Genomic DNA, 15,860 nt, shown 5'->3' with positions numbered 1-15,860 from the left:
CGGACCGGGAGGGCCGCGCGGCGGCTGGTCTGTGGTCGCTCGGTCAGAGCGCAGCCGCCACCCGTCGCGGCATCACCGGCGGGGGGTGAACGCCACCACGTCACCCGCGCGCTCGCCGCCGCTGAGCTGACCGTTGCGCTCGGTACGGACGTAGACGCGGTGCAGCCAGCGGTCGTGCCCGTCCCACCGGGGGCTGAACGGGGTACGAGCATGTGTGGTGCGGAAGTTGTCCACGATCAGGACGTCCCCGGGGGTGAGGTAGACCGACTCGGTGATCTTGTCGAGTGCGTTTGACAGATCCGCGACGGCCGCGACGTCCCGCGGGTCCCGGGGGGTGAGCAGCTCTCGGTCGTAGCCGAGAAACGGGTCCGACTCGGGGCCGTAGAGCGGCTTGACAGCGGCGATCGTGCCGATGTCGTCGACGCCGCCCCGGAACGCGACGTCAACCGCGCACGGCATCGGCCGCTCGTGGAGGTGAGCGCGGGTCGTGTCGGACAGCAGGGGTAGTGCGTTGCGCACGGACGCCACGAGCGTGGCGGCTCGCCGCTCGTGGTCGGCCCGGGAGCAGGCGAGCATGACATAGTTCGGCTGCAGGAAGTGGTACGCCATCTCGGTGTGGAACTCGAGTAGCGTCTCGGAGGTCTCGGAGGAGAGATGATGCGCCCCGGGTGACGGGTAGACATCGTGGAAGACGGTCCCGCTCCGCAGCTCCTGGTAGCCGGTATGCAGGCCCAGCCGTCGGCCGAAGATCGCTAGCATCGCCTCCATACTCAGCAGCGGCCGATCGTCGGGTGCCGGGGTGCTCGTCGGGGTGGGCGGCAGGGCCTCATCGTCCTCGACCGGTAGTCCGGACAGGACAAGGTGGCCGTCGGTACTGCCGTTCGCGTTGAAGGTGTCCAGTGCGTCGCCGATCTCGCCGGGTAGTTCGCCGGCGAGGCCCTGCGCAGCTTCCAGGAAACCGTACAGGTCGGCACGCGGCACCCGGGGCAGCCGAGCGGCGAGAGCGAGCAGTCGCGTCGAGTGTGCGCTGCAGTCGATCGTGGTCATGGTTTCTTCCCTTCCGGGTGATGGGCACGCGCGTACTGGTACAGCAGTTCGGCGGCGATTTCGGTGGCCAGGATCGCGGTGATGCCGCCATGGTCGTAGAGCGGCGACACCTCCATGACGTCGAACCCGACCGGGTTCAGCGCGCCGACCGAGCGCAGCAGGGCGAGGATCTCGCGCGATGAGGGACCACCGGGGGCGGGAGTACCCGTACCAGGCGCGAACGCGGGGTCAACGACATCGATGTCCACGGAGACGTAGAGGGGGCTGTCCCCCACGACGCCGCGGACAAGAGCTGCCGCGCTCTCCGCGGAGTGCGTGGAGAACTCGTCCGCGGTGACGATCCGTACGCCGTGCCCCCGCGCGTAGTCGAGTGAGTCAGGTCGCGGGTTGTGGCCGCGGATCCCGATCTGGATGGTCTGCTGCGGGTCTATGAGTTTCTCCTCGATGGCGTGCCGGAACGGGGTTCCGTGGTGGTACTCGCCGCCGTAGAACGGCGGGTTGGTGTCCGAGTGCGCATCGAGGTGCAGGACGGCGAGGCGCCCGTGTTTGGCGGCGGTAGCGCGCAGGGCGGCTAACGTCACCGAATGGTCGCCGCCCAGCATGAGAAATGCCGCGTTGTTCTGCAGAATCTGTTCGAGCCCCCGCTGAGCCGAATCCATACCGATCTGCATGTTGAACGGCGTGAGGTCGAGATCACCCGCGTCGACACAGCGAATCAGATCGAAGGTGCCCGGGCCCCGGTCTATTCCGACACCGTGGATGAGGCCCGACTCGGAACGGATGGCACGCGGACCGAACCGCGCGCCGGGCCGGTAGCTCGCGCCCGAGTCGTAGGGTGCGCCGACGACCACCACGTCAAAGCCACGAGGGGTACGGTCGAAGGGCAGCCGCATGAACGTGGGGATCTGGGCGTATCGGGGTGAGATGCTCGTGTCTATACGTTCCACCACTTCACCGTTCCTCCGGTCGAGGTAAGGACACGCGGAATCTGCTCGTCATCCGATGGACGGGCGTTGCATTCCGGCGACCTCGTCGACAATTTTTGCGAGGTCAACAGCGTCCGGGTGCTCGCCATTGGCGACCACTCGGCGGAACAACGCCTGGAGGACGAGATGCTTGACTTCGCGCAGTTGGGACGGGGGTACCCCGGCACCGACGAGCAACGCGGAGAACGCGGCGGTGGTGCCGGAGCCCTCATGTACCCCGAGTTTCGGCCGGGTCACGGTCGCCGCTGGCAGCAGATCCGCCATCGCGGTGCGTAGCACCCACTTGTCTCGCCCGTGGCGGTGTTTCAGCCCGGCTTCGAGCGAGGTCAGGACCGCCAGTACCTCACGGTCCCAAAAGGGATGCGTAGACCAGTGGCCCCCAACGGCGGAAAGGACCGGGGTCATCTCGTTGAGCCCGTCGAAGGTGGCCATGTCATGACTGACGGCCTGCTCCAACGCGGCCAGCCGGCCCTCCCGGTGCATGCCGCCGAGTGGGATGTCGGCGCCGTAGCCGGTGAGGATACGCCGGGGCGTATCGCCGACCCGAAGGTAGAGCGCCGTCAGCGGCAACAGGTATTCGATGATGTCGACGTTGATGGTCTCTGCCGCCCAGACGGCGTGCGGCAGTTGGGCCAACAGATCGGCGGTCGGCACGACAATTTCGCGGTGTCGCGTAGCCAGGTGCTCGGCGACGGTCCTGGCCTCGGGAAACTCGTTGTCGTGCTCGGAGCCCATCGCCAGCGTGTCGATTGTCGCGCCGCCAGCCGCCTCCACCGCGAGCGCCGCGACGCTCGACGAGTCGATGCCGCCGGAGATGACGACCAAGGGAGTGTCGGTCCCAGTCCGGGCCCGCACCGCCCGCCGTAGCGTGTCCCGGACCAGGTCGGTGGCCTCCCCCTCGGGCAGGATGCGCCGCTCGAGCGGCGGCCGCCAGGTGTGGTGGACATCTGTCGTGCCCGTGGCGATGTCGATCTCTAGGACCACCCCGGCCCTCAGCTGGCATACCCCGGGCAGCGCCGCCAGGGCCCGAGCACCGGGCGGCACGCCAACGCCCGCCGTGCCGGCCAGGCTTTTCGCCTCTGTCGCCGCGGCGACCTGACCTGGCCTCGCGGTCGCGTACAGCGGTATCGAACCCGCGTGGTCGGTCGCGAGAAGGACCCGGTTCCCGACCATCGCGACGACCGCGAACCGACCGTTCAACAGCCGGAACGCGGGTGCGCCGTATCGGTCCAGAAGCGCGAGCACCAGATGGACGTCGCTGTCCGCGCCGGCATCGTCGGGCAGCAGCGAAGACAGCTCGGCCTGGTTGTAGAGCTCCCCGGCGAGCAGTACGGCGGTGCCGCCGCGGCGGGCCAGAGACCCGTCGGGGACAGCACCACCGTGCAGCAGGACCGCGTACAGATGCTGGCTACCGTTGCTCTCCCGCACCACGGTACGGCAACCCCGCGCGGCGAAGGTCGGCCGGAGCGCGACTCCGCTGTCTGGTGAGGCCACGGCCAGGAAACCGGTCGCAGCGGGCAGTGTGGTGACCATGTCAGATACTCAGTGCCCCGAAACCACCGGCCGTGAAGTCGTAGTTGACCGGCACCTCGATGAGGAACGGCCCCCCGGAAGTGGCCCCCTTACGCAGGGCAGCGAGCAACTCCTCTCGGCTGGTGGCGCGTACCGCGTCGACGCCGTTCGCCTGCGCCAGCTGGGTGAAGTCGACGCTACCGAACTTCACCGCGGGGTCGTGTGACCGCTTGTGCCCGAGATTCTGATAAAGCTCGATCAAGCCGTTCGTGTCGTTGTTGACCACTACCGTGACGATCGGCAGGTTCAGGCGGGCAATCGTCTCCAGGTCGGCACTGTTGGAGTGGAAACCGCCGTCGCCCGCGATCAGGAACGTCGGCTCGCCGGGACGCGCGAGTTGGGCCCCGATGGCGGCAGGGATGCCGTATCCGAAGCTGGAGCAGCCCGCCGAGGTGAGGAAGCCGAACGGCTGGTCGGCACGGGCGAACAGCACACCGTAGTGTCGAAAGAAGCCGATGTCCGACACGATGGTGCCCTGTCCGGCATCCGCGGTCTCCGTCATCACCGTGTTCATCGCGTCGATGACCTGATGCACCCGCATGCCGTCGTCGTACTCCTGCGGATCGGCCAGGAACTCGGCGACCCGGGCCCGCAGGGCCGAGATGTCGTGCGGGGTCTTCGCCGCGAAGGTGGCACGCTCGTCCAGATATTCCACGAAGGCGAGGACGTCGGTCACCACGTCGACATCAGGGCGGTAGACACGAGGGATCGGGTTGACCGTCGGCGACACCCGCACGGTCTTCTTGGGGCCACCTCGGGCCCACATCGAGGGCCGTAGATCTTCGGCATAGTCGTAGCCGACAGTGAGCACGAGGTCCGCGGGGCCGAAGAGGGTCTCGAGCGCGGGGAAGGACAGGATGCCGTCCATATAGCCGGTGACGGCCCCGTAGTTGAGCTCGTGTCGGTGCGGCAGCACGCCCTTGGCCAGATACGTGGTGACCACGGGGATCCGAAGCCGCTCGGCCAGTTCCCGGAGGGCCGGGACCGCCCCGGAGCGGATCGCCGCCGCCCCGACCACCAGAACCGGGTGCTCGGCGCGGGCGAGCAGGTCCAGCGCCTGGTCGGCCGCGTGCCGCCAGTTCGCGTCGATGGTGGCGACGGGCTTGGCGACAGGGTGGGCCGGTGGCCGGGGCGACGACAGGTCGGCCTCGGCACCGAGCAGGTCGACGGGGAGGGACAGGAAACTCGGCCCAACCGGCTCGCTCATGGCGGCGCTGATCGCCGAATCCACCAGGTCGGTGACCTCGTTGGGGCGCTCCAGTTCCCGGGCGTACTTCGTCATGGGCCGCATGACGCCGACGGAGTCGAGACACTGGTGCGTGTCGTTCGGAAAGATGTCGTGGGACTCCGACTGCGCGGCCAGCGCGATGACCGGCGAGCGGTCAAGGACCGACGTGGCGACACCGGTGGTCAGGTTCGTCATGCCGGGACCAAGGGTGGCCCAGCAGGCCTGGGGACGGCCGGTGATCCGGGCCAGGACGTCGGCGGCCACACCCGCGGTGAACTCGTGCCGGGTCAGGATGAAGTCCAGACCCTCGACCTCGTCGAAGAGGATCGACGCAGCCTCCCGTCCGACGACGCCGAAGACGTTGGTGATCCCGTGGTCACGCAGACGCTGCAGGAGGAGGCGGGCGGTGGTGTCACCGTTGACCGGAATGCTCGACACTCGCGACATTGAGAGCTCCCACTTGTAGGAAAAATTCCGCGCACCGGGCCCCGCGAACGCTGGTGTACGTGTTCGAAGGCCCGGTCGGCTGGCACTACCCTGAAGTGGCGGACTTGCAAGGACTTTGACGATTACCTTGCGTGCTGGAGCAATGACACCAGACGGTCCGGTGGAGTCGACGCTCCACTCTCGCCGGAGGGCGCTCCGCCACGGCCGGCAGGTCGGTCAGGGCCACCGCGAGTCAGGTGCTACCGGACCGACTCGACGCAGAGCACCCCGGCGGCACGGGCGTGAACAACCCCGCAGTGCCGGACTCTCCCGCAGGCGCGTCCGCCGGCCCCCGCCAGTGGGGCCGACGGTGGGGTGGGGCCCGCCCGTGGGGCCGACAGAGAAACACAGGATGTCAGCAAGATCCGGCGCGCACTATGGACAGCTCATATTTCCGGCGCGGAGGAGAACTCGTGGATGTCCTGGGAGCCCTTCAGGGAACGGCCAGCCTCAATTTGTTTCCGATCGAAAACAGACTCTCCCCACGGGCGAGAATGGCGCTCTCGAGTGATGCGAATAACCGCTACCCGTACGTCGAGGGGGCCCTCACCCACTACGGCGACGTCTCGGGGCTCAACGACGTGTACGCCTACTGCGTCGACCTCGCCAGGAAATACCTCGGCGGGCGGTACGGCTGCGTGCACTTCCTGTCGGGCCTGCACACCATGTACACCGTTATCACCGCGCTGGTACCGCCGGGCAGTCGCATCATGACGCTGGACCCCGAGGACGGCGGCCACTACGCCACCGTCACCATCTGCGAGGGCTCGGGCCACACCCTGTCATTTCTCCCCTTCGACCGGGAACGGCTGCTGATCGACTACGAGCGGCTCGCCGATCGGCTGCGACAGGAGCCGGTCGACGTGATCTACGTCGATGCCTCCAGTATGCTGCGCTTTCCCGACGCCCGGGCCCTGCGCGCGGCCGCGCCGGACACGCTGCTGATCCTGGACGCCTCGCACCTGATGGGCCTGCTCCCCGCCGCTCCGCAGACAGGGGTCCTCGACGGTGGATTCGACATCATCCAGGGCAGCACGCACAAGACCATGCCGGGGCCCCAGAAGGGCCTGATGGTCACCAACCACGAGGAACTCGTCCGCAAGGTCGAGGCACGGATCCCGTACACCGCCTCAAGCAGCCACGCCGCCAATGTGGGCGCGCTGGCCATCACCCTGGAGGAACTGCTGCCCTGCCGACTCTCGTACGCGCGACAGGTCATCGCCAATGCTCGCGAACTCGCCGGCCAGTTGGCCGGTCGCGGGTTCGGCGTCGCGGGCGAGGCGTTCGGCTGGACGGACACCCACCAGGTGTGGCTGGACATTCCGGCGGAGATCGGTCCGCACCGGTGGGGACGGCTACTCAAACAGGCGAACGTGCGCAGCACCACGGTTCCGCTGCCGAGCAGCGGCGGCTTGCCGGCGTTGCGGCTGGGCACCCAGGAACTGACCCGCGTGGGCATGGCGGAGCAGGAGATGGCGGAGGTCGCGAACATCCTCGACCGGATCCTCCTGCGCGGTGAGAACCCCGACTCGGTGGTGGAGAGCGTGACGAAGCTGGTCACGAAGTTCCCCGAGGTCAAATTCATCGGTAAACCGGGTGTGGATGAGTCCTTCTCCTAACCGGACGGTCACTTGGCCTCCAGGACGATCCGGGCATCGGTCGGCGGGAGCCCGTCGGGCGTCTCGTCGGGCGTCTCGTCGGTCACGGGGGACGCCTCCAGGTCGACCCGGGGCATGAACCGGTCCAGCCAGCGGGGGAACCACCAGTTGGCGCGGCCGAGCAGCACCATGATCCCCGGTACCAGGAACCCACGGACGATCACCGCGTCGAGCAGCACCGCCAGGCCGAGCCCCACCCCGAACATCTTGATCAGCGGGTTGTCCTGGCCGGCGAAGCTGATGAAGACGCTGAACATGATCAACGCTGCCGCGGTGACGACCCGTCCCGCCGAGCCGAGCCCCGTCACCACCGCACGCCGGTTGTCCCGGACCGCGTGCCACCGCTCGGCGATCGACGAGACCAGGAAGACCTCGTAGTCCATCGACAGCCCGAACAGGATCGCGAAAAGGATCAGCGGGATGTAACTCTCGATCGGCACCGGCCCATCCAGCCCGAGCAGCCCCGTGAGGTGCCCCTCGGCGAAGGCGAAGGTGAGGATGCCGTACGCGGCGCCGACGGAGAGCAGGTTCATCAGCGCGGCGGTCAGCGGGATCACGAAGGAGCGGAACAGGACGACCAGCAGCAGGAAGCTCAGCGCGATCACCACCGCCAACACCAGCGGCAGCCGCTGGGCCACCTGGTCGGTGAAGTCAATCTTCGCGGCGGTCTGGCCGCCGACGTGCAGCTGCGTACCGTCGGTCGCCAGCGGCGGCAGGATCTCCGCGCGCAACTCGGTGACGAGGTCACCGGTGGCCGGGTCGCTGGGCGCGGTTGTCGGCACCACCTGCCAGAGCGCGCCACTGCCGTCGGTGGAGACCCGCGGCCCCTGGACGGACTGCACACCGGGCACGTCCGCCAGAGCGGAGCTGAGGGCGGCGGCCTGTCGCTGCACCGTGGCCGGGTCAGTCTCGGCGGTGTCACCCAGGTCGGCGACGACCAGCAACGGCCCGTTCACGCCCGGGCCGAACGCCGACTCCAGCAGGTCGTAACTCTGCCGGGTGGGCGTACCGACCGGGTCGTGGCCGCCGTCCTGCTGGCCGAGCTCCAGGTCCGCCACCGGCGCGATGAAGACCGCCAGCACCAGGAGCGAACCGACCACCGCCAGCCACGGCCGCCGGGCCGTCCCCTCGCCGATCCGGTGCCACCAGCCCGCCTTCGACGCCTTCTTCGCGCGACGCCGGGGCAGCGCCCCGACGTCGAGCCGCGAGCCGACGACCCCGAGGACGGCCGGCAGCACACCGACCGCGGCCACCACCGACAGCCCGACCGCCACGGCGGCGGTCCACCCCAGCGAGGTCAGCAGCGGCAGCCCGGCCAGCAGTAGGCCACCCAGGCCGACGGCGACGGTGGCGCCGGCGAAGAGCACCGCCGCGCCCGCGGTGGCCACCGCGACCCCCAACGCCCGCTCGGGTGATTGCCCCTCCTGCCGGGCCGTGCGGTACCGCACGACGATGAAGAGCGCGTAGTCGATACCGACGCCGAGCGAGATCATGCTCGCCACCGTCGTCGCGATGTCCGGGATCGCTCCCACCTGGCTGAGCAGCCCGATGGCGGCGAGCCCGAGCACCAGCCCGACCAGCGCGGAGAGCAGGGGTAGGGCCATCGCCGCGGCCGCGCCGAGGGCCACCAGCAGGACGACGGCGGCCACGGCCAGACCGATCAACTCGCTACGGTGCCCCGGATCCCCGGCCGCCGCCTGGGCGAGCTGCCCCCCGGGGAGCACCTCCAGCCCGGCGTCCACCGCCGGGGTGGCGGCGGCCAACACGCGGTCGGCATCCTGCTCACCGAGGGCGGCGGGTGGCACGTCGAAGTAGACCTGCGCGTACGCGGTGTGCCCGTCGGCGCTGATCCGCGGCGCGGGCTGGCCGGGCTCCTGCGGAAATGGGGGCACCACCTGTGTCACCCCTTCCACATCCCGCACCGCCAGCAGCGAAGCCTCGATCGCCGCCCGCCCCTCGGGCGCGGTGACCGGGGAGTCCGGGTCGTGGAACACCAGGGTGCCGTTGCCGAGGGCGGAGGCGGGGAACACCGCGTTCTGGATCTCCTGTGCGCGGCTGCTGTCGCTGCCCGGGATGGTGATGCCGTCGTCGATGCTGGTGCCCACCGTCACCCACGCGCCCACGACGGCCGCGGCCACCAGGAGCCAGGCGGTGAGCAGCTGCCAGGGCCGGCGGGCGGCCAGCCGGCCGTACGAGTACAGGGCCTTACGCACCGAAACCTCCGAAGGGAGTGGGGTGGATCTGGGTCACTGGATCGAGGGCCGTCACGCGCGGCAGTCGCCCGCGGCGGCGAGCTCGTTGGCGTCGAGGCTGGCCTGCAGGGTCAGGCCGTCGGGGCCAACGGCGACGCGGTCGGGCGTCAGACCGTTCGGGAGGCCCGGCAGGGCGACGTGGCGCGGCTCCAACTGCCCCGCGAGCTCCGGGTCGCGTACGCCGAGCAGCGGGGCGACCAGGTCCACTGGCAGCTGTTGCCCGGCCACCTCCACGGTGGCCGGGGTGAGCACCAGCTCCTCGCCGGCCACCGCGAGATCCATGAGTACGCGCATCTCGCCGCCCAGGACCACGCCCGGCCGGACCACGGCGAGTTGGTCACCGGCGTTCTCGAACCACTGCTGGCCCGCTTCGGTGCCGGGCAGTTGGTCGTACGGCAGGGTCATCGCCGCCTCGGCGCCGGCCACGTCAACCGGTTCGTCCGAGAACGGCCGGGCGTGCACGTCACGCAGGGAGAGCTGAAGGTGGGTCGGCCCGGCCTCGGTGTCGACGATGCCCTGCACGGTCACGTCGCCCAACTCGCCGGTCAGTAGTCGCGGAGTGATGAACGGGCCGGGCAGCGAGGTGGTCAGCTCGGCGCCGTCGAGGCGACAGCCGACCGCCGCGGACACCCGCCGTTCGACCGCGGCGGCGAGGAACCGATCGGCGCCGTAGGAGAGCACCAGCGCGACGACGACCAGCACCAGCGGCAACCGCAACCGGCGGGCCAGCGAGCGATCGGTACGGCGGGGCCTGGTCCGGCTCGGTCGGCGGGCCCTGGTCGGCAGATCAGTCCGGCTCATGCCCCAAGGCAACCGCACCGACCTGCCGGTCCCCTCCGGCGTACCTTCCGGTTTGCTGACGATCCGGATCGGGCGATGCGGACCTGGTCGCCACCGGCGGCGTTCCGCGGACGGTCCGTCGGGCCTTCAGCAAACCGTCAGCCGTTCGGCAGCCGATTGGCAGGTTCCCCGGTCCCCACGCCGGAGATACTGACACCATGGCCGGACCCACAGGACGTTCCGCCCGGCAACCGCGGCCGGGCTCCACCGCCGAGCTGAGCTCGGTCTGGCGGGCCCGCGTGCTGGTGGTGGACGACGAACCGGCCCTGGCCGAGCTGCTGCTGCGCACCCTGCGGGTCGCCGGGTTCGACGCCCGGTCCGCCGGCTCCCGGTCCGAGGCGCTGACGGTCGCCGGTGAGCTGGCTCCGGAGCTGGCGATCGTGGACGTGATGCTACCCGACGGCTCCGGCTTCGACCTGGTCCACGACCTGCGCCGCGGGCTCCCGGAGCTCGCGGTGGTCTTCCTGACCGCGAAGGACTCGCTGGAGGATCGGCTCACCGGGCTGAACCTCGGCGGCGACGACTACATCACCAAGCCGTTCAGCGTGGCGGAGGTGATCGCCCGGGTGAACGCGGTGCTGCGCCGCCTCGGTGGGCGGCCCGGCGCGGCCAACCGGCTCGCCGTCGCCGACCTGGAACTCGACGACGACGCGCACACGGTGACCCGGGCGGGCACGCCGGTCGAGCTGTCGCCGACCGAGTTCCGGCTGCTGCGGCACCTGCTGGAGAACGCCGGCCGGGTCCTGTCCAAGCAGCAGATCCTGGCCCAGGTCTGGCAGTACGACTTCCCCGGCGATCCGGGGGTGGTGGAGAAGTTCGTCAGCCAGCTCCGGCGCAAGATCGATATCTCGGACCCGCCGTTGCTGCACACCGTACGCGGCTTCGGCTACGTCCTGCGGGAACCGCCCGAATGAGGCGGCCGGCCGTGCGGAGCCTCCGCGGCCGACTGCTGGTGGGCACGGTAGCGCTGCTGGTGGTCGGGCTGCTCGCCGCCGATGTCACCGCCTACCTGGCGTTACGTCGATTCCTCGACGAACGGGTCGACAACACCATCGAGCTGGTCCTCGACCGGGGATTGGCGCGCGCCCGCCTCGCCGGGCCGACCCTGCCCACCACCGGCCTGGAACAGCTCCTACCCGCCAACGCCTACCTGGCCCTCTACGACGCCGAGGGCGACCTGGTGCTGGCCCGGCACCCCCTACGGCACGGTGACGCACGGCCGCCCGTGGTGCCGCCGGTCAACGAGCTGCCGGCGCACCCGGTGACCATCGGCGCCGACCCGGAGACGGCACTACGGGTGCGCCGCGAGCTGCTTCCCCCCGAGCAGGCCCTCCCGGTGGAGATCAACGGGCAGGTCCTTCCGGTAACCGGGCTGGTGGTCGGGGTATCCCTGGCGGACAACGCGGCGACGCTGCGCCGGCTGGTCCTGGTCCAGGGGATCGCCGGGCTGCTCATCGTCGTCCTGGGGGTGGCGCTGGCCCGGCTGGTACTCGCCACCGGGCTACGCCCGCTGCGCGCCATGGCGGACACCGCCCGGGAGATCGGCCGCGGCGACCTGCGCCGACGCGTACCCGTGGGCGACCCGCGCACCGAGATCGGCAGCGTCGCCACCGCGCTGAACGAGGCGTTCGACCAGCGGGAACGCAGCGAGGCGTTGACCCGGACCTTCGTCGCCGACGCCTCGCACGAGCTGCGTACCCCGCTGAGCGCGGTACACGGCTGGGCCGACCTCTACCTCAACGACGGAATCACCGACTGGGACGGCGTGGACGAGGCGATGCGCCGGATCCGTACCGAGAGCACCCGGATGGGGGCCCTCGTCGAGCAGCTCCTCACCCTGGCCCGGCTGGACGCGCACCAACCGCTGGCGCGCGCCGCGGTCGACCTGGGCCGCGTCTGCACGGACGTGCGGGACAGCCTCCGGGTCACCGCCATCCATCATCGACTCACCCTCGCCGCCGACGAGGGGGTCACCGTCACCGGCGACGCGACCGCGCTTCGCCAGGTGGTGCAGAACCTGGTCGGCAACGCGGTTCGGCACACCCCACCCGGCACCGCGGTCGAGGTTCGCGTCCGCCGCGACGACGCGGACGCCGTTCTCGTCGTGCACGACGAGGGGCCCGGGCTCGACGCCCCGGAGCTGGCGCACGCCTTCGACCGGTTCTGGCGTGCCGACCCCGGGCGGGCCGCACCCGGCGGCACCGGGTTGGGCCTGGCCATCGTCCGCGACATCGTCGAGGCGCACGGCGGCACCGTGGCGCTGGACTCGGCGCCCGGGCAGGGGCTGACGGCCACCGTACGACTGCCGGCCGTCGCCGCGCACCGGCCCGCGCCGGGTTCCCCCCGTTCGCCGGAGTTCTGACCCCCCGGACCGCGTACGTGCGCCCGTTACGGGTAGGTCTCCGACGCACGTGTTGGGTGGATGTGACTTGCGGGTGAGGGGAGCAGGGGAACCGTGGGTACGACGGAATCGAACCCGACTCGCGTTGCCCAGCGCGTCATCGAGGTGTTGCAGGCGTACGGCGTGCAGTTCATCTTCGGAGTCCCCGGAGCCAAGATCGACGCGATGTACGACGCGCTGGCGGATGGTGGGCCCCAGCTGATCGTGTGCCGACACGAACAGAACGCGGCGTTCATGGCCGCGGCGGTCGGCCGCCTCACCGGCATCCCCGGCGCCGTGCTGGTGACCTCCGGACCCGGCACCGCCAACCTCGCCACCGGCCTGCTGACGGCGTCGACAGAGCAGGATCCGGTCATCGCCCTCTGCGGCGCGGCGTCCCGCGCCAACCGGCTCAAACGCGCGCAGCAGTCATTCCACTCCGCCGCCCTGCTCGCCACGGTCACGAGATATACCGGCGAGGTCTCCGACCCGGACAACGTGTGCGAGGCGCTGAGCAAGGCCATCCGGACGGCGACCACCGAGCCCCGAGGAGCCGCCGCGGTGGTGTTTCCCCAGGACGTACTCGCCGCGTCGACCGCGCAGACCCTGCACCGGCCGGCGCCGGTACCCCGGCTGAACGCGGCGCCGCCCGAGGCGATCGCCGAGGCGGTACGGCTCATCCGCTCGGCGCGGCGTCCGGTCGTGCTCGCCGGCATGCGCTCCGGTGAACCGGAGACCAGCCACGCCCTGCGGGCCCTGATCGGCGAGACAGAGCTTCCGGTCGTGGAGACCTTTCAGGCCGCCGGGGTGCTGTCCCGCGACCTCGACCACCACTGGGCCGGTCGAGTCGGGGTGTTCCGCAACCTGCCCGGCGACGTGGTGATGGCGCACGCGGATCTGCTGCTGACCGTCGGCTACGACGAGGTGGAGTACGCCTCCGCCGCCTGGAACACCGATTCGGCGCGCACCATCGTGCACGTCGACTCCATCCCCGCGGAACTCGGCAACCACTACCAACCGACGCTCGAGCTGCGGGGCGACCTGGCCGCCACGCTCCGCCAGCTGGCCGGACCGCTCGCCGGGCTCCGCCTCGAGCCCGAGTTCCGGGAGCTGATGGACGCCCAACGGCGGGCGCTCGCCGAGATCGACCTGGAGGCGCGCTCCGCCTCGGACGACTCCCGCGGCCTCGAACCGCCGGCAGTCGTCCTCAAGCTGCGTGAGCTGCTGGCCGACGACGCCACGGTAGCCTGCGACGTGGGCTCGTTCTACCTGCACATGGCGCAGCACTTCCGCGTGCACGAGCCACGGCACCTGTTGTTCTCCAACGGCCAACAGACCCTCGGCGTCGGCCTGCCCTGGGCCATGGCCGCCTGCCTCGTACGGCCAGGGCGACAGGTGGTGTCGGTCTCCGGTGACGGCGGATTTCTGTATTCCAGCGCGGAACTCGAGACCGCGGTACGCCTCGGCCTCACCTTCACGCATGTCATCTTCCGGGACGACGCCTACGACATGACCCGCTTCGAGGAGCGGCTCAAGTACGGCCGCGACCACGGTGTTGACCTGGGGTTCCTCGACTCCGCCGCCTATGCCCGGTCATTCGGGGCGAACGGTTACCGGGTCTCCAGCGAGGAGGAGCTGGTCGACGTCCTGCCCCGTGCGCTTGCCGAACCCGGCCCGTCGGTCGTCGATGTGGCCATCAATTCGGTGCGCAACATCCATCTGGGCCAGAGCCTGCTTCCGGACAGCTTCGACTAGCCGCCGCCCGAGCGAACGGGCCCACGGTGGGAACGGCGGAGGGTCCCGCGTCGCCGGCACACGGCGAAACGGGACCCTCGTGAATCGGATTGTGCGCGATTCGTTACCCGGCGCAGTCGGGCACGATGCCGGAGCAGTTGTTCGGGCGGTTCTTGATCACCACAGTGCCGGTGGCGGGGTTCAGCAGGACCGTGCCACCCGCCTCGTTGAAGATGCCGCCGCCGTCGGTGACCGCGAGGTTCTTTATGACCTTGGTGTTGTACAGCACGGCCGTCCCCGTGGCGACGTTGTAGATGCCGCCACCCATGTCAGCCTGATTTCCGACGATCTTCGTGTTCAGGAGGGTCAACTCGTCGGCGTTGTAGATTCCACCACCAGTGGTGCTCGCCCGGTTGTCCTCGATGTAGCTGTCCACAACGGACATGCTGGAACCTGTCTCAGTGGCCAGAGCGCCAGCCAGCTCGCCCGAGACGTTATCGGCGAGGGTGACCGAGGAGAGGTACACCTGCGTGCCTACGTTGGCAAGAATGCCACCGACCGACCCGGTAGCCGTGTTGCCCGAAACGCTACTGTCCTCGACAACCGCCGAACCACCGTTCACGATGATTCCACCGACAACATCCTGGGCCGAGTTGTCGGAGATGGTGCTGTGCTGAACCAGGGCACTCCCCGTAGTTGCCACCCCACCGCCAGCGGCGGTGACATTTGCGCGTACGCCGGAATCGGTTACTTCGAGCACACCGGAGCTGGAAATACCACCGCCGAGGATGCCAGAGGTATTGCGACTGACCGTGGAGTGCTTGACCAGGGTGGTGCCGTCGTTGGCGATGCCACCGCCGTTGTCTCCGGCGATGTTGCGGCTGATGGTGCTGTGTTTGGTGGTGAGCGCCCCGCCGGTGTTGACGAGGATTGCGCCGCCGTCGCTGTCGGTTTGCCCGCCGGTGATGGTGAGGTGGTTGAGGGTGAGGTCGCCGCCGACGTCAACGGTGAGGATTCTAAACTGTTCGACCGCTGCGGCGCGTTCGATGACGGTGTGCTTGCCGCCGTTGAGGGTGATGGGGGCGGTGATGGCGGGGAGGCCGGCGTCGTCGATGATGGCGGTGAGTAGGTAGGTGCACTTGCTGGCGAGGTCGAGGGTGGCGCCGCCGCGGGCGTTGGCGAGGGTGATCGCGGCGATCAGCTTGTCCGCGTCACAGGGCACCGGAATGCCCTTCGACTTCTCCCGCTTCTTCCCCTGCACCTCGCCGTCGGCCTTACCTTCGGTGCGGTGGTCTTCAGCAGTGCGCCGATCAGACTTTCCGGGCTGATCGTCGGCGGCAGCGAGAGCCCCTCCGACGGCGCCGGCGGCCGGCCCGCCGAAGGCACCGACCGTGGTGGCGGTGAGGGCCAGGCCGGCGACGCCGGCCAGTCCAACAGCCCACCACCGTGCACCCGCCCTCCGTGAGCCAGAGCGGCACAGTTCGCGTTCCTGACGCTGATGGTTCATGGCGATCTCTACGTCCTTCCCCGTGAACGGCGAGGAACCGGCCACCCCAGGGGCAGATCGACCGTTCCTCGGCTACCCGGCAGGCGGCAGCAACCTCCTTGAGCTAAGCCAGTAAAATTCACGTTGACCCGCATACACGAAAATTACCCCCAAAAAGGTACAGACAGGAC

At 69.7% G+C, this 15,860-nt stretch carries 11 protein-coding genes; 4 read left to right on the top strand and 7 right to left on the bottom strand.

Translation table 11 applies throughout. The annotated features are described in order from the left end of the window. Positions 1 to 72: 72 nt before the first annotated feature. Genes cs1 through AC1UKG_RS18615 form a run of 4 tightly spaced genes read right to left on the bottom strand, consistent with a single transcriptional unit; the run spans position 73 to position 5,280 of the window. Positions 73 to 1,047 carry a clavaminate synthase Cs1 gene (gene cs1 / locus AC1UKG_RS18630; protein ID WP_018815040.1) on the bottom strand — a complete coding sequence of 325 codons (975 nt, stop codon included), beginning with the start codon at positions 1,045 to 1,047 and terminating at the stop codon, positions 73 to 75. After that, positions 1,044 to 1,994 (bottom strand): agmatinase, encoded by a 951-nt coding sequence (gene speB, locus AC1UKG_RS18625; protein ID WP_026271647.1) that lies wholly within the window; start codon positions 1,992 to 1,994, stop codon positions 1,044 to 1,046. The genes cs1 and speB overlap by 4 nt, the downstream gene beginning before the upstream one ends. A gap of 48 nt (positions 1,995 to 2,042) precedes the next feature. Beyond that, positions 2,043 to 3,566 (bottom strand): asparagine synthase-related protein, encoded by a 1,524-nt coding sequence (locus AC1UKG_RS18620; protein WP_482641722.1) that lies wholly within the window; start codon positions 3,564 to 3,566, stop codon positions 2,043 to 2,045. A gap of 1 nt (position 3,567) precedes the next feature. After that, positions 3,568 to 5,280 carry a thiamine pyrophosphate-binding protein gene (locus tag AC1UKG_RS18615; RefSeq protein WP_033662849.1) on the bottom strand — a complete coding sequence of 571 codons (1,713 nt, stop codon included), beginning with the start codon at positions 5,278 to 5,280 and terminating at the stop codon, positions 3,568 to 3,570. A 416-nt stretch (positions 5,281 to 5,696) separates the two neighbouring features. Between AC1UKG_RS18615 and AC1UKG_RS18610 the strand changes: the two genes are divergently transcribed. Next, positions 5,697 to 6,938, top strand: a complete 1,242-nt coding sequence (locus tag AC1UKG_RS18610) for a PLP-dependent aminotransferase family protein (protein ID WP_482641723.1) — start codon at positions 5,697 to 5,699, stop codon at positions 6,936 to 6,938. An 8-nt stretch (positions 6,939 to 6,946) separates the two neighbouring features. Here AC1UKG_RS18610 and AC1UKG_RS18605 read toward each other — a convergent pair whose 3' ends face one another. Together AC1UKG_RS18605 and AC1UKG_RS18600 are read right to left on the bottom strand one after the other, a co-directional pair. Further along, positions 6,947 to 9,190, bottom strand: a complete 2,244-nt coding sequence (locus tag AC1UKG_RS18605; protein ID WP_475890257.1) for an MMPL family transporter — start codon at positions 9,188 to 9,190, stop codon at positions 6,947 to 6,949. Between the two features lie 51 nt (positions 9,191 to 9,241). Beyond that, positions 9,242 to 10,030 carry an LmeA family phospholipid-binding protein gene (locus AC1UKG_RS18600; RefSeq protein WP_080641952.1) on the bottom strand — a complete coding sequence of 263 codons (789 nt, stop codon included), beginning with the start codon at positions 10,028 to 10,030 and terminating at the stop codon, positions 9,242 to 9,244. Positions 10,031 to 10,227: 197 nt separating this feature from the next. Between AC1UKG_RS18600 and AC1UKG_RS18595 the strand changes: the two genes are divergently transcribed. The 3 genes from AC1UKG_RS18595 to alsS all read left to right on the top strand — a co-directional run bounded on the left by AC1UKG_RS18595 (position 10,228) and on the right by alsS (position 14,204). Next, the gene (locus AC1UKG_RS18595) at positions 10,228 to 10,983 is read left to right on the top strand and encodes a winged helix-turn-helix domain-containing protein (protein WP_475890256.1); all 756 of its coding nucleotides are present in this window, start codon (positions 10,228 to 10,230) and stop codon (positions 10,981 to 10,983) included. After that, entirely contained in the window at positions 10,980 to 12,431 is a 1,452-nt protein-coding gene (locus tag AC1UKG_RS18590) for a sensor histidine kinase (protein WP_026325357.1), read from the top strand. The genes AC1UKG_RS18595 and AC1UKG_RS18590 overlap by 4 nt, the downstream gene beginning before the upstream one ends. Before the next feature lie 93 nt (positions 12,432 to 12,524). Then, positions 12,525 to 14,204: an acetolactate synthase AlsS gene (gene alsS / locus AC1UKG_RS18585; protein WP_475890255.1), complete on the top strand. Its 1,680-nt coding sequence runs from the start codon at positions 12,525 to 12,527 to the stop codon at positions 14,202 to 14,204. A gap of 103 nt (positions 14,205 to 14,307) precedes the next feature. Here alsS and AC1UKG_RS18580 read toward each other — a convergent pair whose 3' ends face one another. Continuing rightward, positions 14,308 to 15,735 carry an autotransporter outer membrane beta-barrel domain-containing protein gene (locus AC1UKG_RS18580; protein WP_482641724.1) on the bottom strand — a complete coding sequence of 476 codons (1,428 nt, stop codon included), beginning with the start codon at positions 15,733 to 15,735 and terminating at the stop codon, positions 14,308 to 14,310. Positions 15,736 to 15,860: the final 125 nt, after the last annotated feature.

This window comes from Salinispora sp. CH2A1_6 (genome assembly GCF_056820975.1).
The sequence above is the reverse complement of the archived record's forward strand: the minus strand, read 5'-3'. Positions and strand labels throughout refer to the sequence as shown.

Coding starts and splice junctions, on each gene's coding strand:
- cs1 (WP_018815040.1), bottom strand. CDS start 1,047: ATGACCACGATCGACTGCAGCGCACACTCGACGCGACTGCTCGCTCTC.
- AC1UKG_RS18620 (WP_482641722.1), bottom strand. CDS start 3,566: ATGGTCACCACACTGCCCGCTGCGACCGGTTTCCTGGCCGTGGCCTCA.
- AC1UKG_RS18615 (WP_033662849.1), bottom strand. CDS start 5,280: ATGTCGCGAGTGTCGAGCATTCCGGTCAACGGTGACACCACCGCCCGC.
- AC1UKG_RS18610 (WP_482641723.1), top strand. CDS start 5,697: ATGGACAGCTCATATTTCCGGCGCGGAGGAGAACTCGTGGATGTCCTG.
- AC1UKG_RS18600 (WP_080641952.1), bottom strand. CDS start 10,030: ATGAGCCGGACTGATCTGCCGACCAGGGCCCGCCGACCGAGCCGGACC.
- AC1UKG_RS18595 (WP_475890256.1), top strand. CDS start 10,228: ATGGCCGGACCCACAGGACGTTCCGCCCGGCAACCGCGGCCGGGCTCC.
- AC1UKG_RS18590 (WP_026325357.1), top strand. CDS start 10,980: ATGAGGCGGCCGGCCGTGCGGAGCCTCCGCGGCCGACTGCTGGTGGGC.